Genomic DNA, 19,192 nt, shown 5'->3' on the forward strand with positions numbered 1-19,192 from the left:
GAGCATTAGAGGTTTTCCTTGATTTTCTCAATTAATTCTTGATACTCCGCATCTGACAGATACACCTTACCTGGATTCATCTGGAATGTGCCGCCATAGTCGGGACCATCCACATACTTAGGAGCCAGATGGAAATGCAGATGCGACAGTTTATCGCTATAAGCACCATAGTTAATCTTCTCTGGGTTGAAAGCCTTCTGCATGGCACGGGTCACACGAGCCACATCAGCCATAAAGGCATTACGGTCTTCGTCTGCCAATTCGTTCAAGTCGTTGACATGATCCTTATAAGCCACGAGACAACGACCACGATAGGTCTGCTCTTTAAAAAGGAACGCACGCGATACGGAGAGTTCACAAATCTCAATCATCAAGTCGTGCAATGTCTGATTGTTCGTGCAGTACAAGCACTGTTTAGGGTCACTTTGCATAGTTTCTTTGTTTCTAAGTTTAAAAAATATTTCTGCAAATTTACTGAAAAGTTCTGAATCTTCAAAATTATTCTGTATATTTGCAGGCAGAAACTTAAACTATTAGCCCAAAAATGAAAAAACTATTAATAATCAGTATGCTGATAGCATCAGTTGAGACGCTACATGCACAGGACTTTGAACCAGCAACAGAGGCAGTAAAGAACATGGGTGTTGGATGGAATCTGGGTAATACCCTTGAGGCACATAACCAAGCAGCAGGTACCCTAGACCCTACCAAGAGCAGCTATTGGGGACAGCAGGGACTTGAATCTGAGGTATGCTGGGGACAGGTCTATGCCACTCCAGAATTACTCAAGATGATCCGGGAGGCAGGTTTCGGAGCTATCCGTGTGCCAGTGACTTGGTATAACCACATGGACATTGACGGGAAGGTCAATGCCGCTTGGATGGCTCGTGTCAAAGAGGTCGTTGGTTATGTTCTCAGTCAGGGCATGTACTGTATCATCAATGTGCATCATGACACTGGAGCAGACATTAGCGGGAAGTCTTATCACTGGATCAAGGCACAGGGAAGCAACTATACCACCAACAAGGCAAAATTCAAAAATCTATGGAACCAGATAGCCACTGAGTTTAAGGACTACGACCAGAAATTGCTTTTTGAGAGCTATAATGAGATGCTGGACAATGATAATTCATGGAATTATGCCTCATCTAAAAATAGTGGTAGTTATAATGTGACAAAAGCTAACGATGCCTATAAAGCCATCAGTGACTATGCACAGAGCTTTGTCGATGCCGTTCGTGCCACAGGAGGTAATAACGTTAATCGTAACCTCGTGGTGAACACTTATGCCGCAAGCTGTGGTAGTGGTTCATGGAATACTCATCTGCAGGAACCTCTTTCAAAGTTGACTGTTCCCACAGACCCCGCAACAAATCACATCATGGTTCAGGTACATGACTATCCTAATATCGAGAATGGCATCACCAGTGTGAAAAACGAAATTGACAATATGATCAATAGATGGAACACCTATTTCATCTCAAAAGGCATTCCTATGATTCTGGGAGAATGGGGCACTGCCAATGTGGACAAGGGTGACGGCAAGACCGACTATGACGTGCGAAGAGACGTGATGTTTCAATTTGCTGATTACATGGTTAAGAAATGTAAGGAATATCACGTTGCCACTTTCTATTGGATGGGACTGTCAGACGGCATCTTCCGTATCCAGCCTATCTTCAACCAGCCGGACCTCGCTCAGACTATCGTAAATGCATACCATGGTAGCACCAGTGGGTATAAGTATCCTACCATAGCAGATACAGGAGGAGTCCTGAACTGTCTTCAAAAGGAGAAAACGATAGAATGGGGCTCTGGCATCACTATTACCAATAGCGCCTTCTCCTCTTTTGAGAATTCTGTGAAACTTAAATTGACATTTACCGTAACCAGTAATTCTAGTCAAGATATTCAGTTTAATGATGGTAGTTGGGAACACCTTACTGGTGTCTTTGTTGACGGAACCCCAAAAGGTGCCGATTATAATCCCAGTGGTACTGTAGGAACAGAATATAACGTAACCGTTACTTTCGACCAGTCTGTTTATAATACATTATGCCAGAAAGGAATGATTATCCAAGGTAGTAATGTGACTATTAAAAAAGCCGTAGTGGAAGGTACCATTGTCTCAGGAATCACTCCCCTGGTCATTGACCGTCCTGTTGACAACACCTATTACAACCTCAAAGGACAACGGGTGACTCATCCCCAAAAAGGAATCTACATCCAGAATGGTAAGAAAATCGTCTTTAAATAAAGAATATGAGAAAACTACTAATCATTGGTATGTGTTTGGCATCTGTAGGGATGCTCCATGCCCAAACAGGACTTGACAAAACGGCAACTCAGATAGCATCAGAGATGATGCCGGGATGGAACCTTGGAAACACAATGGAGGCGGCTGTCACCTGGGGAGATAATCCCGCAGGACTTTATAACAACAATGGCGGACTAGCCTCTGAGACAGCATGGCAAGGAACAAAGACCACCCAAGAGATTATTGACTATGTCAAAAGTTGTGGCTTTAAAGCAGTCAGAATACCATGCTCATGGGTATGGGGACATATTAGCAATGCGCAAGATTACACGATAGATGCCACTTGGATGGCACGTGTCAAACAGGTTGTAGATTACTGTATCAAAGACGGACTCTATGTCATATTGAACGATCATTACGACGGAGGTTGGCTAGAGAGGAACATCAACGCGACAGGTTCCGCAAAGACAAAGAACGAAGAGGTATTAAGAGCGATATGGACACAGATTGCCAATGAGTTCAAGGACTATGACGAGCATCTTGTATTCGCTGGTCTGAATGAGCCTAATGTTGAGAATGAGGCTACCGTCACACAACTGGTCTCATATGAGCAGATTTTCATTGATGCCGTCCGTGACACAGGAGGTAATAACGCCAAACGATTATTAGTCGTACAGGGACCTTCCACTGACACAGAGAAGACCTGCAACTGGATGGCTAACAAGATGCCGACAGACCCTGTCGGTAATAAGCTTGCCATAGAGATTCATTTCTATTACCCTTGGAATTTCTGGGGAATGGAAGAAGACGAGAGCTGGGGTAGCATGTTCTTTTACTGGGGAGTAGGCAATCATGTCAGTGGTTCCAAGCATAATGCCACCTATGGTGAGGAGAGTGACATCATTAATCTCGCCAACCGTCTGAAGACAACCTTCGTAGACAAGGGCATTCCTGTGATTAATGGAGAGTATGGAGTCATCTGGCGAACGAATATTTCCGGCACCAATGAGAGTCAGGAGAAGCATAACGCCTCTATCAAAGCATACTATAAGACGATGAATATAGTATGTATGGAACGAGGTATCGTTCCCTTTGCATGGGACACCAATAGTACGGGTAACAATCAGATGACAATCATCAACCGCTCCACCAAGTCCATCTATAACAACTATATGATGGAGGGTATCAAGGAGGCGATAGAAGAACTGAAGCCGACCTCCATTCAGTACATAAAAAAGGAAGTTCTTCCATGCAATAAAAACACATATAACCTCAGTGGACAACGGGTAACAACCTCCTCAAGAGGTCTTCATATCCAGAATGGAAAGAAATACATTAAACAAATACCACTCCATCGATAATAATCATTGGAGACTATAACAAAAAGAGCCTGACACTTCAAACATGTCAGGCTCTTTTCTTGATACCTTATTAAATTACTTGTTCACCTGGAACTTCGTGTCACCATCCTTGAAGAAGGCATTGATCTGCTTGGCTGCTGCAATACCAGCGTTGATATTAGCCTCTGCAGTCTGAGCACCCATCTTCTTAGGAGTAGAGAAATAACGTCCCTCGAACTGCTGGAAATCAGCATTGGCATCGGGCATGATGTCTGTGACGAACTTCAGGTCCTCACGCTCCTGCATCAACTTGATTAACTCAGGCTCGTTGATGACCTCTTTACGGGCGGTGTTAACCAAGATACCACCCTTTTTCATCTTACCAACCAGTGCGTAGTTGATGCTCTGCTTAGTCTCAGGAGTAGCAGGGATATGCAGAGAAACAACATCACAGGTCTCGAAGAGAGCATCCTGATTAGCGACAGCATGAACACCTGCCTTCTCGATGACCTCTGCAGGACAGAAAGCATCGTAAGCATAAACATCCATACCAAAACCCTTGGCGATGCGAGCCACGTTACGACCTACATTACCAAAAGCAAGAATACCGAGTTTCTTACCCAGCAGCTCTGAACCGCTCTTACCATTATAGAAACCACGGACAGCCATCACCAGGAGACCGAATACCAACTCAGCAACTGCGTTGGCGTTCTGACCAGGGGTATTCTCGGCTACCACGTTGTGAGCAGTGGCTGCGGCGAGGTCGATGTTATCATAACCAGCACCAGCGCGAACGACAATCTTCAACTGCTTGGCAGCGTCCAGCACCTCAGCGTCCACCTTATCCGAACGGATAATGAGTGCGTCGGCATCCTTCACAGCATCCAACAGCTGAGCCTTCTCTGTATATTTCTCCAGCAGGGCGAGTTCATTACCTGCTGCCTCTACCTCTGCCTTGATACCATTCACTGCTGCTGCTGCGAAAGGTTTCTCTGTTGCAACAAGAATCTTCATAACTTCAATTATTAGTGATTAGCCTCAAATTCCTTCATACAAGCTACGAGAGCATTGACACCCTCGATGGTCTGTGCGTTGTAGCAAGAAGCGCGGAAGCCACCCACTGAGCGGTGACCCTTCACACCAACCATGCCCTTAGAGGTAGCAAAGTCGAGGAAGTCCTTCTCCAACTCCTTGTACTCATCAGCCATCACGAAACAGATGTTCATCAGTGAGCGATCCTCCTCAACGGCAGTACCACGGAACATCTTATTGCGGTCGATCTCACCATAGACGATCTCCGCACGCTGCTGGGCGAGCTTGTCCATAGCCTCTACACCACCCTGCTTCTTCAGCCAGCGGAGGTTCTCCAATGCACAATAGATAGGTACTACAGGAGGAGTGTTGAACATAGAGCCTTTGTCAACATGTGTACGATAGTCGAGCATGGTAGGAATCTCACGAGGAGCCTTACCCAGTTTCTCATCCTTCACGATGATGACAGTCACACCAGCCATAGCCATGTTCTTCTGAGCACCAGCATAGATAGCGTCATACTTCTTCACGTCAATAGGACGGCTGAAGATATCAGAAGACATGTCAGCAATCAGAGGTACATTCACATCAAGGTCCTTACGGATCTCAGTACCATAGATGGTGTTGTTGGTCGTGATGTGCAGGTAGTCTGCATCAGCAGGAACGCTCCATCCTTTTGGAATGAAGGTATAGTTGGCATCAGCAGAAGAAGCGACCTCTACGACCTCACCAAACAGTTTTGCCTCCTTCATGGCTTTCTTAGCCCATACACCTGTGTTCAGGTAAGCAGCCTTCTTAATCAGGAAGTTGAAAGGAATCATGCAGAACTCCAGAGAAGCACCGCCACCGAGGAAGATCACTGAGTAACCCTCAGGAATCTGAAGGAGCTCCTTGATCAGAGCTACTGCCTCGTCAACGACGGGCTGGAAATCCTTGGCACGATGGCTGATCTCCATCAGAGAAAGACCAGAACCATTGAAGTCTAAACACTGCTGTGCAGTCTTCTCAATCACTTCGCGGGGAAGGATAGAAGGACCTGCGTTAAAGTTGTACTTCTTCATTTTGATTGTGAGTTTTAATTATTTGTTATACTTTTCTACTATCTGTTTCGTAAAAACGATGCGAAATTACACTTTTTATTTGAATTAGGCAAATATTTGAGCAAGAATTAAGCATTTTCGGCGATTTTCTTACGTTTTGCCAACTCTGTGTTACAATTTTCTATCTCACAGGCTCCACAATTGTCTTGATACCTTTGATTTTCTCACCCTGGACCTGACGGATGACCTGTTGCTGTTTCTCACGCTTCACAGCAACATAGGCATAACGGTCGTTCACGTCAATACGTCCTATCTCATCCGACCGCAGACCACCTTTCTTGCATAAGAAGCCTACGATATCGCCCTTCGACACCTTGTCTTTCTTCCCCTTGCCGATATAGAGGGTTGCCATCTTAGGAAGAGGGGGATTGACCGTTGAGGACTGATCATTGGTGTTAAGGTCATAATGTTCAATATTTAAGGATGAATGCTCAAGGACAAAATCGGGGATATGCTCCTCCGGACCTGTGATAAAGAATGCCCTACCCTGTTTGTCCCAACGTGCCGTACGTCCTACCCGATGGATATAGCCTTCCTCACTCTCCGGCATGTGGTAGTGGATGATATTGGCGATATCAGGGATGTCGAGTCCACGAGAGGCAAGGTCAGTGCTCACCATTACATTCGTAGAACCGTTAGAGAATTTATACAACTCGTCCTCTCGCTGTTTCTGTTCCAGTCCTCCATGGAAGAAACTCGTGGTAAACCCTTGCTCACGGAGGTAGTTGTTCACACGCTCCACAGAGTCACGATAGTTCAGGAACACGATACTGCTGGCATCACCAAAGCTCAACAGCAGGTGACGGAGCGTCTCCAGCTTATCCTTCACAGGACTTTTCACCTCATAGAGTGTCACCCGCTCAGGGACCTGCTCGTCTTCTGGGAGGAAGTCGACCAATGTCCCTTTCTTCGCCATATTGACGAACTGTGGGATCTCCTCCGCATTGGTGGCAGAGAGCAGGATACGGCGCTGCAGTCCTGGCAGACTCTTGATGAGTTTTGCCATCTCCTGATGGAAACCCATCTGCAAACACTTGTCGAACTCGTCGATGATCAGCCAGCGGATACCATAGCGTGAGATATTATCCTTGTCCAGATGGTCGTTCAGTCGCCCAGGGGTACCAAAGACGATCTGCGGCTTGACCTCTTTCAGTTTCCGATGCTCATCCATAGCGGCACGTCCGCCATAACAACTTGCCGAACGGATACCCGACCCCATGTCACGCAGGACGGTATCCGACTGTAACGCGAGTTCTCTGCCTGGCACTACAACCAATGCCTGAACAGTATCTGACGAGGCATCCAGCAGTTGCACCAACGGCAACAGATAGGCAAGTGTCTTTCCCGAACCCGTTGGAGAGAGTAAAACAACATCACCGTCGGAGCGTAGGATAGCTTCGGCGGCGTGTTGCTGCATCTCGTTAAGTGCGTCGATGCGTAGTTTCTGTAGGATTTTCTGGATATCCACTATGATTATTTCTTCTCTTCTTTCTTCTCTTCTGCCTTGTTGAAAGTAGACTTATAAGCCTTGTTCAGACCGTTGATGATATCAGCGGTGATATCGAAGCGCTTATTAGCATAAAGGATGTTGTCACCCTGCTTGGTCAGGATCAAATCGTATTTCTTGTCCTTGTTATACTTGGCAAGGAAGTGCTGCAAAGAGTCACGCAGTCCCTCGTTATAAGTTGCGGTCTCGTTGGCGAGCTCATTCTCCAGACGAGCCTGCAACTGCTGCAGGTCGTTCTGCTGACGCTGGATGGCAGCCTGCTGGCTCTCAGCCTGCTCACGACTGGTGAAACCGTTGTTGTTCAACTTCTGCTGGAAACTGTTCATAGCGTTCTGCAACTGCTGTCCCTTCTGTGTCAGGGTGTTACGGGCATTGTTGCTCTTCTTCTGGAGCACCAGGGTGAAGTCCTTGCAATACTCATACTGAGTCATCAGGGAGTCAACCTCTACGTAAGCGATCTTCAGTCCTGCGCCATTGGCAGTGTCACCTGCTGCGGGCTGGTCGTCCATCTTAGGACTTTCATTGTTACATGATGCGAGTGCTGCGATGGCGGCAACAGCCATCATGCCAAGAATGTTCTTTTTCATTTTTTCTTTTATTATTATTATTTCTCGTTATTTCGACTTCTTGTTATTTCGACTTCTCGCTAACAGCGAACCTGCTCTTGCGACGCATCTCCTTGTCCTGGTCCATCACACAGTGGATGCCCCGTTCCCTCATCGCCTTACTATCGTGGATATGCTGCGACGAGAAGGTCCCGTTCTTGCTGGAAAGGACTTTAATCAGGAAAAAAGCCATCCCTATAGCAATTATTAACGTGCTTAACAGCAGGATTATCACCATAAATGATTAACTTTGCATTTGCAAATCGACTGCAAAGTTAAACAATAAATTCAGAAAACCGATAAAATAAACATTAATAATGAATAAAAGTGAGTTAAAACCTGCCGTTGTCTTCGAACAATTTGCGAAGATTAACGAAATTCCACGCCCTTCGAAGCGTGAAGAGAAGATGATTGAGTACCTGAAGGACTTTGGTAAGAGCCATGGTTTGGAGACTGTTGTCGACGAGGTGGGCAACGTTATCATCCGCAAAGGAGCCACCCCGGGCTATGAGGACTGTAAGACCATCATCCTCCAGAGTCACATGGATATGGTGTGCGACTGTCTGCCAGAGTTGACGATAGATTTTGACAAGGAGGGTATCACTACCTATATCGACGGGGAATGGATGCGTGCCAAGGGGACGACCCTGGGTGCCGACGATGGTATCGGTATGGCTATGGAACTTGCCATCCTTGACAGCAACGACATCGAGCATGGTCCCATCGAGTGTGTCTTCACCCGTGACGAGGAGACAGGACTGACGGGTGCCTTTGGGATGAAGGCTGGTTTCATGACTGGCGACTTCCTCATCAACCTCGACTCGGAGGATGAGGGTGAGATCTTCGTCAGCTGTGCCGGTGGTCGTTCGACAACGGCGACACTGGATATCCAGCGTCAGAACGCCCCCGACGGTTACTTCTTCATCAAGGGTTCCGTCAAAGGACTCATTGGCGGTCACTCTGGTGATGATATCAACAAGAAGCGTGCCAACGGCCTGAAGATTATCGCCCGCTTCGTCTATCAGGAGATGGAGCGTTACGATGACGTACACCTGGTACGTCTGCATGGCGGCAGTCTGCACAACGCCATTCCTCGTGGCGGCTATTTCGTACTCGCAGTACCTAATGCCATCAAGGAGAATATCCGTGCCGACTGGAATGTCTTCTCCGCAGAGGTCGACGAGGAGTTCCATGTCACTGACACCCAGATGGTATGGCGCATGCGCAGCTACGATCCGGAGCCTGTCATCGACGATGAGACGGCACGTCGTTTCGTCTATGCCCTGCAGGCTGTCGACAATGGGGTCTATTCCATTTGTCAGGATGAGGCTTTGGGTGGCATGACGGAGACATCAAGCAACCTTGCCCGTGTGGAGACGCTTGCTGACAAGATTGAGATTCTGACATCTCAGCGTAGTAACGTGATGTCAAACCTCGACAATATGTGTAACACCGTTGCCGCCGCCTTCAAACTGGCTGGTTTCAAGGTGGAGCACTCAGATGGTTACCCTGCTTGGAAGATGCGCTCCAACAGTGAGTTGCAGAAGATTGTGAGATACACCTATCACAAGCTGTTCCAGAAAGAGCCTGTTGTTCGTGGCATCCATGCAGGACTGGAGTGCGGACTGTTCGCTGAGCGTTATCCGAACCTTGATATGGTATCGTTCGGTCCGACCTTGCGTGATGTACATACTCCCGACGAGCGTCTGCTCATCCCCACCGTCCAGATGGTATGGGACCACTTGTTACTCACTCTCAAAAGCATGCCCCATCAGTCATGAGACATCTTATATATATTATAATAGGTATCACTGCTCCCCTGCTGTTCGCCGCATGCGGACCACAGGCGGAGGCAGAGGACCTCGTGGAGCAGTTTATGGAACAGAACATGCGGGAGGGACTGAAACCCTCGTCCATCGATTTCACGGACATCGACTCCACACACGCTATGACGGACTCCATCGTCATCAACCTGCGCCAACTGGCACGACAGGCAAAGCGTTATCGTCCCGACCTCCAGTATGCTCCTGACGAGCCTTTCCAGAAACTGATGGTCACCCGTGTACGCTATGAGCTCGACGGCGAGGAGTGCAGCGACACCTATTATCTCGACATGGCACTGACACGTATCGTCGCATTTAAGGAAAACTGATGAATATGAAAAAGTATCTGTTCTTACTGATAACCGCCGCCATCCTAATGGCATGTGCCACACTGACACCTGCCGAACGGCAAGAACTGGCAAAAAAGGTGAATGCCGCACTCGACGACCGTCACTATACCATCGACATCCGGACGATGAGTCCCAGACGCGGACCGATGAAGACGGTGACCAGTGACTGGTCTCTGGAGGTGAAGGGCGACACCCTGGTATCGTACCTGCCCTATATCGGAAGGGCTTTCACCGTGCCCTACGGAGGAGGAATGGGACTGAACTTCACAGCCCCTATCTCTGAGTATCACGAGAAAAAGGGCTCGAAGAACGCACGACAGATCACGATTCTTGTGAGCAACAACGAGGACACCTATACCTACATCATCGAGGTGTTTGACAACGGAAGCAGCTCCATCGACGTACAGGCAAGGAACCGTGAGGGCATCTCGTATAGTGGCGACATGTCATTCCCGATCAAATAAAAAGCCTAGCTACCTCACACGGGGATGAAGTCCCCTTGTACATGCCTCACATGGACAGTCCCCTTGTGGGGTATGTATTTTTGTTATTTGTATTTCTTCACGCGAGCGTCTTGGATGACTCCTTGCCAGTTCAGTCCGAACGCAAAGTCGTTTTATTTTTTTTTGAAAGTGGTCACGAAGGTCATTAAGGTCATTTGTCATTAAGGATTTCAGATTTTACTAAAATACCTATAATAATAATATATATTATAATATATATTATTATTAACCAAAAACCACCATTTTCAAAACTCTTAATGACAAATGACCTTCGTGACCCACCCTTAACCCTGAACCCATAACCCTGAACCCTTAACCTTGAACCTTTAACCCTTCTCCCTTCTCTAGTATCTGTTAAGATGTATTCCAGTATCTGTTATAGGGGTATAACAGCCCTTAGTATCAGTCATACCAGCCTTTAGTACAAGGGATGGCAGATACTGCGACAAGGGATAGAAGGCATCGGAACACAAATTGCTCCATACTTTAGCGTGACAGTGACAGTTGTGACAGTAAGTTTTGGGTTGGTTTTAACAGTTTAACAGTTAACAGTTAGTGAAAAAGACAAAATCAATCACAGATCACAGATCACAGTTACTTGTTTTGAGATTGACCGAAGAGGATTTTTCAGTTTTCAGCAAACAGGAATGGAAACAGAGTGGAAACGGAAACGGAAACAGTTAGCTTAAAGTGAAAAAATACTGGTACTAAATTTATTATATATATATAATATATATATTATATATATATAATAATATATACATAATAATAAATCTGACTTCATTGAAAATCAACTTCAACCTAACTGTTTCCGTTTCCGTTTCCGTTTCAATAACTGTGATCTGTGATTTGTGACAGTCATGATCCATACGGAAGAAGTTGACTACGTCCCCTGGGAATCGTTGACGAGTGTCCCTAAGCTGGTTGACTCTTTTCCTAAAAACGTTGACTTTCACTAACTGTCATCTGTCACAACTGTCACGCTTTATCCCTGTCATTGGTTGAGTATTTGTATAATACCAACTGTTAACTGTTAACTGTTAAATTACAGTTTGCGATTTCAGATTTCAGATTTCAGTAAGCGATCTATGACAAATGACAAATGACAGTTTATCATTTCACCGGATTTTCAAACAAATAACAGATAACAGTTAGCGAAAAAGAGGGAAACAATCTCAGTCTCAGAATCTCAGTAAGCGAACGAACGAACAGCGAACAGTTTACTAAAGTAGAAACATACCTAAAAGTCTATATATTATATTATTATATATATATTATATATAATATATATATAATAAAATTTGTGGTCAACATTTTTAGGAAAATAGAATAACTGTTCAACTGTTCGTTCGCTTTAAAAAACTGAGATTCTGAGACAGAGACTGCATTACCATACTGAAGAAGTAGACATCCTACTCTGGGAATCGTTGACGCTTTTACTAGAAACGTTGACTTTCACTAACTGTCATCCGTCATTTGTCATAGCATTCAACGTTTTGACTTACTGAAAACTGAAATCTGAAATCAATCATTGCCAACCGAATCAGAAAATCGGAACTGTTATCTGTTAACTGTTATTCAATCTGTAATCTGTAATCTGTGCACAATGATACATTTTCAGAATTATATAATATTAAATATTATATAATTTATATATTGTACAGGCATTGTCTTGCCCTAACCTCCCACTAAAAATACCGCAAACCTCGATAAATAAAGGGCGCAAGACCAGTTGGAGGTTAGGGGTTTTGCTCACAGGGGGATGACCCTTGTGAGTATAGCGGTTCTCCCCCTCAACAGGGGGAGTCAGAGAGGGTCTAATATATGAAACAAGCAAGAGGATTGCGGAATAATAACCCGCTGAATATCATCAAGAGTAAGACACAGGTGTGGTTGGGAGAGACCAACCTCGGAGGCGAGACCCGCTTCTGTCAGTTCTCATCCATGCAGTATGGGTTCCGTGCAGCCCTGAAACTGTTGCGGACGTACTACTCCAAGTATGGGTGCATCACCATCCGACAGATCATCTGCCGGTGGGCACCCGAGACGGAGAATCAGGTGGAGGCGTATATCAAAACGGTATGCAGGATCACCCAGATGGGTGCCGACACTCCCCTACCCCCGATGAAGGCTGAGACCAAGATTGTCTGGTGTGAACTCGTCCTTGCCATGGCAAGTGTGGAGTGCGGTCTGTCAGCCGACGATCGGGACACTCTCCGCTATTCCGTCGCCAAAGGGTGGAATATGCTGTTTTAATGGTTTAACAATTTGGTGCTGCTTTGCTTTTCGAGTTGCAACATTCCCCTACGTCGTGAGACGTGGGGGGATTTTTGCTCATGCTCACAGGGGGACAGTCCTTGTGAGTACAGATAATGATATTATATTTTATTCCATACTATAGTCGTTACATTCATGGAGAACATGTAGCGGTAGGTGGCAGAGCGGGCGCCTACTGATGCGGTATCCATACCATTGTGTACCGGGTCGTAGGGACGGCCGCAGTCTTTGATGGCCATCTGGACCCCGTCGTCTAACTCGCAGAGCGTGATGTCAAGATATTTAAGATGACGACTTCTACGCTCCCGTGCATTGTTTAAGAGCGCCAGGATAGTAGAGTACATCTTAGAACTCAATTCGTCGCTCATCTCGCAGATGACGGCAAATAACTTGATCATCTTCTTCATCTCTTCAAGATTATGTTGCTCGTAATCTATCGAACATTCGAACTTAATACACGAAGGCATCTTATCGACCAACGAGAACTTGGTATAGAACGGGTACTTGAGGTGCTTCCTGTAGCCGTAACCCAGACTAACCACAAGGATGGGCACACCACCCACAATCAATCCCAGCCACATGGCATCGGCACTGACCTTCGAAAGGCCAAGCATACTCAGATAGGCTATGATACCCATGGCGAATACCAGCACGATCTTGGCCGTTACGTGACCTGCCAGTTGCAGTACGACAGTGACATACACCGCTACGGCACAGAAGCAGAAGTAGTAGATGCCAAAGCAGGTGAATACCCTGCGGGCCAGGGCGAGGTCGATACCGTCGAGACCAAAGCACCACAGGAAAAACTGCGGCACAGCCACCATTAACAGCAGTAGCACACCGTAGAATCCCACCAGTATGCTGGCAGTATTATTCATGATGCGCCGCAGTCCGTCGCTGTCGCCGATAGCACGCATGTAGGTGACGAGCGAGACGCCAGCCATAGTGAGTCCCAAAACAACCGAGAACGTGGCCGACTGTATCTGCAGACATACATCAAAGAGCGTCAGCCCGTCGTGGCCTGCCACTTTCAGTACCAATGCGTTGCCCAGCAGCATAAAGGCATTTACCACGATAAAATATACGTTGAAGCCGAAGCCATGCTTGAGGTTATCGCCGATGATGGCACCCAGGTCGCCCTGCGGCCGCACCAATCTGAACTGGCTCTTGCCCTTAAGGAAATGGGGCGATATGAGCGCGAGATTGATGAGACTCGAAATGACCGTACCCCATGCCGCACCGCTGATGCCCATGCCGAGAACACCGATGAAAAGGATGTCGAGCACCACATTGGCCGCACTGCCCGTAGCCACGGCTCGGGTGGTTAACTGCGGAACTCCCTCTTGCGTTGCAAAGTCGTTGAACGTGTTGTTTAGCGGCAGGATGAGCAGGTAAATGACGATTACCTGTAGGTACTCGCGGGCATATGCTGCGCTCTCGGGTCTGCCGGTCAGCCCCGAAGAGATACTGTCGAGGTTTAACCAGATGCCTAACGCCGCTAATACCGCCACCATCACCGCCGAGGCGAATGCCGTTGTGTATATACGGTTGGCCTTGTCGCGGTTGCCCTTGGCTAACTGACCTGCTGCAAGCACTGCGCCGCCGCGTTCACATATCATCGTCAGCACGCTCACTGCATTGACTATAGGTAGCGCTACACTCACTGCGATGAAAGCATCGTTGCCCAACAGATTGCTCGAGAAAAGCCCATCTACCAGCGTCGCTATGAGCGGTGCCAATGCTGTAAGCGTAACGCTCACCAGTGTTAGCCGGTAAGCCTTGTCGATAAGATAGCTGTTACGAAAAATGCTAATATTCATAGTTGCGATTGTTTGCTTGACTGTTTTACAGCACCTTCTTCCACGTGCCGTTGGCGGATTTTTATTTGTTGTTTATTGATTGACACTAAAAACATTGCGGCCTCCCTTGCATGCTCACAGGGGGACAGTCCCCTTGTGAGCATGCAAGGGAGGCCGCAATGGGTGGATAATCTGTTCCTTTGTCATAGAGGAACTCTGGGGCAATGTCTGCTCCGTTCGCCCAGAAAATGGTGCCGTCTAAGCCAAACTGGGTAAATAGACTTTTGTCTTTTAGTTCTGCAAACATGGGGTATTTTAACAATGGTTCAAGATTCACATATTTCTTTTTGCCATCGCTAAACTGACACAGCAACGAATAGTCGCCCATATATTCAACATCTGTTACTTTCAACATCGTCTTACCTCCTTATCTTTTCGATTTTTTCTTTTGCAAAGATAATCATTTATTTTCATACGACGTTCATAGTGAACCGTATCTTTTTGCAAAAGAACTCTATTTATTCTGTTTGGCGTTTCAATGTGTTTTCCAATATACATTCACAATTGCACTTACATGACCTTCTCCACTCCCTCGCCCGCACAGCGATGTTTTTTGCGAGACACTCGCTATAGAGCCAGGGCTCGCAACTATGGATATCACCAACATTAAGGAAACCCTTGTATGGAGGATATTCCGAACCACTATAGCCACTGACCACGAGGACGTGGTACGCTGGGGACAACGTGACGGTAATGGTATCATGCAGGATGGCAGGAGTAGCATCCGTCCGCCAGTTTACAGGATTGATTCCCATGCAGGTGGCAGCGATGACTGGTTGTACGTATTTCACATCCTTCACTGTATTGTAGCAAATAGTGACGCCTGTGTCTGTCTCACCCTGTGCCGCCTTGATATGATCGGTTTGCAACGTGTCCTCTGGTGTTACCTTGTAGCCCAGCACATAAGCGGCAGCCAACTGGCTATATGTCTCATCATCGATATGTTTCAACAACTCCACGACAGCAAGTCCACCCTGACTAAAACCAGCGATAATGAGAGGGCGTGTCTTGTCACGCTGAGCCTGGAAATGGTCAAAGGCAGCACAGACATCTGCCATTGACAGACGAGTGCGATGATAGATGGTATCCTCATTCTGCGTTAGGAAAGTCTCTATGGTCGTATGGCGATAATATGGGGCATAGAAGCGGTTGCCTGGTGACATATAAGCAGCCACCCTCTTGATTTCCCTTGCCCCCATTCGTTCACGATGTTTAGGGTTCCACACATCAGCATAGTGGCTGATACGTCCATCTTCCGTTTTCCAGTCTACCTCCCATGTGGATACCACATAGAACACGTCGGCTCCCATTCCTGTCGAGTCACCATCTTCTGTTATCCACATCGTGGAATCGTTGTAGTCGGGTGCCTTGGGAATGAACTCAGATTCCTCACACTGTCTAGACACCTTAACGGCATCAGATGCATATATTTTTGAGCCACAAGCAGATAGGACTGCGACTAGTATCCAGCATTGTATTCGTTTCATCTTTGCATGATTTTGCGTACAAAGATACAAAATCATTCCTATATCCCCAAGAGAGAGACCTTATAATCTTGAAAAAGGCTTACCTCACGGCAAGCCTTTTACTACTTAACTAAACTAAACAAATACTTTTATGATTTTCTGTTTGCAAAGGTAAGTAGAAAAAAGAAAGGGTACAATACCTAAAAATTGGTGTTTTAGCCGAAGACGAACCTCAACGACTCATAAAATTGGATGAACAAGATATAAAAAAGAACACAAGGTGCCGCCCAGCGAATTCCGTATAATAAAGAGTCGTAGACATCACGGAGTGTTTGGAAGGTACCTGCTATCAAGCCATATACTATACTGAACGCACAAATACTGAACGAGAGAAAAGGTATTAAGCTATATGAGAATGGCGAGGGGAAGTACCCACCTGTCGCACTGACCAAGACGGCATGAGGGACGACCGTCAGTAACAAGAGAGAGACGACACAAACCAGCAATACCCCTCCCCCTATCAGAAACGCACGACGCTCACGATAGTTAAAGCGCATAGGATGAGGGAAGAGACCACAGCACTTCAGACAGCCAATGGCTATCGCTGCCAATATCAGCCAAGACAAGATGGGTGTAGCAAGGATTGTCCCGAAATGTCCCATGAACCAACGGATACCCTCTCCTGACAGCATGGAGCGTACCCCACTATTCGGCAGGGCCGCACTCAGCAGCCATGAAACCAGTATCAACACCAACTCTGCCAATACCAGGACAAGTGCCATATATGGAACCAGTCTCCTCATTCAGTATCGGGCTCAAGATTATCAATGTCAAGGATACGAAGCTCAAGGGCACGAACGACCAGACGGGTGGCGTTGACACTCTCCCCACCAGGAAACAGTTTGCGTACCAGCTCGTTCTGTCTTTTCTCCAAGCTCTTCACTCCAAAGGGCATACCACGAAGATTAGTTATCTGCTCCTTGGTATAGCCAAGGGCAAGATGACGAAGGAAACGCTCGTCATACTCGTCGATCTCATAGTTAACCAACGCCTCCTGGCGTACCAGCTGTGAGGATACGACATACTTAAATCGCTCCACTATTTTCTGGAGGATAGGCTCATTGAACACCAGTTGTTTTCCTTCCATCACCGCACGGACATCGGCACGGGTGAGTAACTCACCACTCTTCAGGATGATACCATCGGCACCAGCGTCAAGGACATCCACCCATAGTTTCTCATTCAGTATCTCACCAGTGAAGATCAGTACTTTCACCTGCGGATACTGTTCCTTGGTATGCCGGCAGATCTCCACACCCACAGTGGTGGACCCGCCAAGTCCAAGATCAAGTAACACGAGGTCCGGCTGTTGTTTCTTGATCAACCGCCAGTATTCCACCTCATTAGTTGCTGTACCTATCACCTCCGCCTCTGGAATCTCATGACGGACAATACCCTCCGTGCCTTTGAGTTCGAGGGGCACATCCTCAACGATCATCAACTTAAAGTTTTCCATATCTTGGTAGTGTTATTTGAATCCATGTTATTCCTTCTGCCACTTTCGCCCAGATACCACAACCACGACGGTTGGTCGCCTCCCCATGGTCACGCACGATCTGACGACAGAGCAGATACGGTATGGTATTCATCTGGGGAGAGAAAAGATTGGCAGCTTCTTCTTCCGTTATCTGCAAGTCGGCACGGCGAATGGTATATAGCAGGTATTGCTGATCCTTCACCTCCACAGTCACATCGCCTTTCAGCAGTTCAAAAAGGTAGCGCAGCATGTGCTCATCGCCTAAGACCTCCTGTCCGTAAAGTTCCACTTTCTTCAGATGCAATTTCACCTGCTCTGTCTGACGGAGAGCCTGTTCGCTCAATAGCCCGTAGAGTTCCCGATAATAGGATGCCACCTCCAGCATCGACTGTGTTTCACCTTTGTCTGCCAGTTGACGGATACGACTGGGATAATACATCGTCTCGTGTTTGAGTGTCGACAGGCAATTATCCAGGACGGCATTCGACACATGCAGGTTGCTGTCTTCTAACTCTGCCCTACGCAACTCATCTTCCGCCATCTCCAGATTGGTTTGTTGCAGTCGTTCCTTGCGGAAGCGGTTATACAGACGATGTCTGTAGTAAAGCATGTAATAGGCAGGTATCATCAGCATAAGAATCAGAATCAGCAAGATGATGGCGATACGCTTATTCGACTGTGACTGCTGCATCATACGGCAATAGTCCGCCAACGTGTTATCCGCAGAGAGTTCTTTGAAGAGCTGGGTATAAACTTTATTATTATAAGCGTATAATTCCCATTCATGGAGGGCAAGAGCCGCCACTGCACTCTCATTACGGATATCAAGGATAATCTGATAGTTCGTGCTCACACTGTCGTACAACCATTGTATCTCTGGTGCCACCAAGGAAGCATTACCCTGACGTTGCATCAACAAGCTGCCTTTAGGATGCTGTGACAGATAGTGGGCATTCAGATATTTACGACAAGAGTCGGCAAACTCCAATGTTCTCGCATAAGTGCCATTGATATTTGAGAAATAGGCAGAATCGGCAAAGATATGAGCCTGGTCGATATCACTGTTAGCTGTCTGCCGTTGACTATAGGCAGGAAGAGTACCAGATGTCAGCAGGAGTATGCCAACAACCAATAGTCTCATGATTCCTTTGGGCAGACGGAAAAAGAAACGGCTCCCCTTACCCTCCTCACTCTCTGCAGAGAGGTGGCACACCTGGAATATCTGACTGATCTTACGATATTTCTCAATAATGCCCTTACAGTTCATCAGTCCAAAACCATGTCCGCCCTTCACCTGGTGATTGAACACCTGTGCCAGTTCTGTCTCTGGAATACCTTTTCCTGTATCCTTAACTGAGAGTTCCACATAATCAGCGGTCTCCACAGCAGAGACACAGACCTCCCCACCCCGCTCCGTAAACTTACGGGCATTATCGGCAAGGGTGTTGAGCATGAAGAGTGTCAGCACACGGTCTGCTTTTACCACAGTCTCCGTGGGCTCCACTTGCAGTGTTATTCCCTTCATTTGAAATGAAC

General features: G+C 46.8%; 18 protein-coding genes. 6 read left to right on the plus strand and 12 right to left on the minus strand.

The window, feature by feature from the left end; translation table 11 throughout:
- Nucleotides 1–5: 5 nt before the first annotated feature.
- Entirely contained in the window at nucleotides 6–431 is a 426-nt protein-coding gene (locus BM257_RS07715; protein ID WP_092070662.1) for an HIT family protein, read from the minus strand.
- Between the two features lie 113 nt (nucleotides 432–544).
- On the opposite strand from BM257_RS07715, the gene BM257_RS07720 reads away from it, so the two are divergent.
- Together BM257_RS07720 and BM257_RS07725 are read left to right on the plus strand one after the other, a co-directional pair.
- Nucleotides 545–2,257: a glycoside hydrolase family 5 protein gene (locus tag BM257_RS07720; RefSeq protein ID WP_092070666.1), complete on the plus strand. Its 1,713-nt coding sequence runs from the start codon at nucleotides 545–547 to the stop codon at nucleotides 2,255–2,257.
- Between the two features lie 5 nt (nucleotides 2,258–2,262).
- A complete protein-coding gene (locus tag BM257_RS07725; RefSeq protein WP_092070669.1) occupies nucleotides 2,263–3,618 on the plus strand; it encodes a glycoside hydrolase family 5 protein in 1,356 nt (451 codons plus the stop codon).
- Between the two features lie 75 nt (nucleotides 3,619–3,693).
- On the opposite strand, the gene BM257_RS07730 is transcribed toward BM257_RS07725, so the two are convergent.
- The 5 genes from BM257_RS07730 to BM257_RS07750 all read right to left on the minus strand — a co-directional run bounded on the left by BM257_RS07730 (nucleotide 3,694) and on the right by BM257_RS07750 (nucleotide 8,034).
- Nucleotides 3,694–4,611 (minus strand): NAD(P)-dependent oxidoreductase, encoded by a 918-nt coding sequence (locus BM257_RS07730; protein ID WP_092070672.1) that lies wholly within the window; start codon nucleotides 4,609–4,611, stop codon nucleotides 3,694–3,696.
- A gap of 11 nt (nucleotides 4,612–4,622) precedes the next feature.
- Entirely contained in the window at nucleotides 4,623–5,690 is a 1,068-nt protein-coding gene (gene serC / locus BM257_RS07735; RefSeq protein ID WP_092070675.1) for a 3-phosphoserine/phosphohydroxythreonine transaminase, read from the minus strand.
- Nucleotides 5,691–5,850: 160 nt separating this feature from the next.
- Entirely contained in the window at nucleotides 5,851–7,197 is a 1,347-nt protein-coding gene (locus BM257_RS07740) for a DEAD/DEAH box helicase (protein WP_255405643.1), read from the minus strand.
- 5 nt (nucleotides 7,198–7,202) lie between these two features.
- The gene (locus BM257_RS07745; RefSeq protein WP_092070678.1) at nucleotides 7,203–7,823 is read right to left on the minus strand and encodes an OmpH/Skp family outer membrane protein; all 621 of its coding nucleotides are present in this window, start codon (nucleotides 7,821–7,823) and stop codon (nucleotides 7,203–7,205) included.
- Nucleotides 7,824–7,866: 43 nt separating this feature from the next.
- Nucleotides 7,867–8,034, minus strand: a complete 168-nt coding sequence (locus BM257_RS07750) for a hypothetical protein (RefSeq protein ID WP_369821315.1) — start codon at nucleotides 8,032–8,034, stop codon at nucleotides 7,867–7,869.
- Between the two features lie 124 nt (nucleotides 8,035–8,158).
- Here BM257_RS07750 and BM257_RS07755 point away from each other — a divergent pair, with 124 nt between their 5' ends.
- From BM257_RS07755 to BM257_RS07770, 4 genes are all read left to right on the plus strand, one after another.
- Nucleotides 8,159–9,622, plus strand: a complete 1,464-nt coding sequence (locus BM257_RS07755) for an aminoacyl-histidine dipeptidase (protein WP_092070683.1) — start codon at nucleotides 8,159–8,161, stop codon at nucleotides 9,620–9,622.
- A complete protein-coding gene (locus tag BM257_RS07760) occupies nucleotides 9,619–9,993 on the plus strand; it encodes a hypothetical protein (protein ID WP_092070686.1) in 375 nt (124 codons plus the stop codon). Before BM257_RS07755 ends, BM257_RS07760 begins: the two co-directional genes overlap by 4 nt.
- A 5-nt stretch (nucleotides 9,994–9,998) precedes the next feature.
- Entirely contained in the window at nucleotides 9,999–10,478 is a 480-nt protein-coding gene (locus tag BM257_RS07765) for a DUF4251 domain-containing protein (RefSeq protein ID WP_177216052.1), read from the plus strand.
- A 1,863-nt stretch (nucleotides 10,479–12,341) separates the two neighbouring features.
- Nucleotides 12,342–12,773, plus strand: a complete 432-nt coding sequence (locus BM257_RS07770; protein WP_143096802.1) for a structural protein P5 — start codon at nucleotides 12,342–12,344, stop codon at nucleotides 12,771–12,773.
- A 122-nt stretch (nucleotides 12,774–12,895) separates the two neighbouring features.
- Here the strand turns inward: BM257_RS07770 and BM257_RS07775 are convergent, their stop codons facing one another.
- The 6 genes from BM257_RS07775 to BM257_RS07800 form a co-directional block, all read right to left on the minus strand.
- Complete coding sequence (locus BM257_RS07775; protein ID WP_092070695.1) at nucleotides 12,896–14,614, minus strand: MATE family efflux transporter; 1,719 nt, start codon at nucleotides 14,612–14,614, stop codon at nucleotides 12,896–12,898.
- 85 nt (nucleotides 14,615–14,699) lie between these two features.
- Nucleotides 14,700–15,008: a DUF2442 domain-containing protein gene (locus BM257_RS07780; protein WP_092070698.1), complete on the minus strand. Its 309-nt coding sequence runs from the start codon at nucleotides 15,006–15,008 to the stop codon at nucleotides 14,700–14,702.
- A 103-nt stretch (nucleotides 15,009–15,111) separates the two neighbouring features.
- Nucleotides 15,112–16,140: a DUF3089 domain-containing protein gene (locus tag BM257_RS07785; RefSeq protein ID WP_092070701.1), complete on the minus strand. Its 1,029-nt coding sequence runs from the start codon at nucleotides 16,138–16,140 to the stop codon at nucleotides 15,112–15,114.
- A gap of 194 nt (nucleotides 16,141–16,334) precedes the next feature.
- Nucleotides 16,335–16,922 carry an AbgT family transporter gene (locus tag BM257_RS07790; protein WP_092070704.1) on the minus strand — a complete coding sequence of 196 codons (588 nt, stop codon included), beginning with the start codon at nucleotides 16,920–16,922 and terminating at the stop codon, nucleotides 16,335–16,337.
- Entirely contained in the window at nucleotides 16,919–17,635 is a 717-nt protein-coding gene (locus tag BM257_RS07795; RefSeq protein ID WP_092070707.1) for a DUF5932 domain-containing protein, read from the minus strand. The genes BM257_RS07790 and BM257_RS07795 overlap by 4 nt, the downstream gene beginning before the upstream one ends.
- On the minus strand, nucleotides 17,622–19,181 hold the full coding sequence (locus tag BM257_RS07800; RefSeq protein ID WP_255405645.1) for a DUF5113 domain-containing protein: 1,560 nt from the start codon (nucleotides 19,179–19,181) through the stop codon (nucleotides 17,622–17,624). The genes BM257_RS07795 and BM257_RS07800 overlap by 14 nt, the downstream gene beginning before the upstream one ends.
- Between the last annotated feature and the right edge of the window lie 11 nt (nucleotides 19,182–19,192).

It is taken from the genome of Prevotella sp. tf2-5 (genome assembly GCF_900115435.1).
Classification (GTDB): domain Bacteria; phylum Bacteroidota; class Bacteroidia; order Bacteroidales; family Bacteroidaceae; genus Prevotella.

Coding starts and splice junctions, on each gene's coding strand:
- serC (WP_092070675.1), bottom strand. CDS start 5,690: ATGAAGAAGTACAACTTTAACGCAGGTCCTTCTATCCTTCCCCGCGAA.
- BM257_RS07745 (WP_092070678.1), bottom strand. CDS start 7,823: ATGAAAAAGAACATTCTTGGCATGATGGCTGTTGCCGCCATCGCAGCA.
- BM257_RS07765 (WP_177216052.1), top strand. CDS start 9,999: ATGAAAAAGTATCTGTTCTTACTGATAACCGCCGCCATCCTAATGGCA.
- BM257_RS07775 (WP_092070695.1), bottom strand. CDS start 14,614: ATGAATATTAGCATTTTTCGTAACAGCTATCTTATCGACAAGGCTTAC.
- BM257_RS07720 (WP_092070666.1), top strand. CDS start 545: ATGAAAAAACTATTAATAATCAGTATGCTGATAGCATCAGTTGAGACG.
- BM257_RS07785 (WP_092070701.1), bottom strand. CDS start 16,140: ATGAAACGAATACAATGCTGGATACTAGTCGCAGTCCTATCTGCTTGT.
- BM257_RS07730 (WP_092070672.1), bottom strand. CDS start 4,611: ATGAAGATTCTTGTTGCAACAGAGAAACCTTTCGCAGCAGCAGCAGTG.
- BM257_RS07715 (WP_092070662.1), bottom strand. CDS start 431: ATGCAAAGTGACCCTAAACAGTGCTTGTACTGCACGAACAATCAGACA.
- BM257_RS07795 (WP_092070707.1), bottom strand. CDS start 17,635: ATGGAAAACTTTAAGTTGATGATCGTTGAGGATGTGCCCCTCGAACTC.
- BM257_RS07760 (WP_092070686.1), top strand. CDS start 9,619: ATGAGACATCTTATATATATTATAATAGGTATCACTGCTCCCCTGCTG.
- BM257_RS07750 (WP_369821315.1), bottom strand. CDS start 8,034: ATGGCTTTTTTCCTGATTAAAGTCCTTTCCAGCAAGAACGGGACCTTC.
- BM257_RS07755 (WP_092070683.1), top strand. CDS start 8,159: ATGAATAAAAGTGAGTTAAAACCTGCCGTTGTCTTCGAACAATTTGCG.
- BM257_RS07790 (WP_092070704.1), bottom strand. CDS start 16,922: ATGAGGAGACTGGTTCCATATATGGCACTTGTCCTGGTATTGGCAGAG.
- BM257_RS07780 (WP_092070698.1), bottom strand. CDS start 15,008: ATGTTGAAAGTAACAGATGTTGAATATATGGGCGACTATTCGTTGCTG.
- BM257_RS07800 (WP_255405645.1), bottom strand. CDS start 19,181: ATGAAGGGAATAACACTGCAAGTGGAGCCCACGGAGACTGTGGTAAAA.
- BM257_RS07725 (WP_092070669.1), top strand. CDS start 2,263: ATGAGAAAACTACTAATCATTGGTATGTGTTTGGCATCTGTAGGGATG.
- BM257_RS07770 (WP_143096802.1), top strand. CDS start 12,342: ATGAAACAAGCAAGAGGATTGCGGAATAATAACCCGCTGAATATCATC.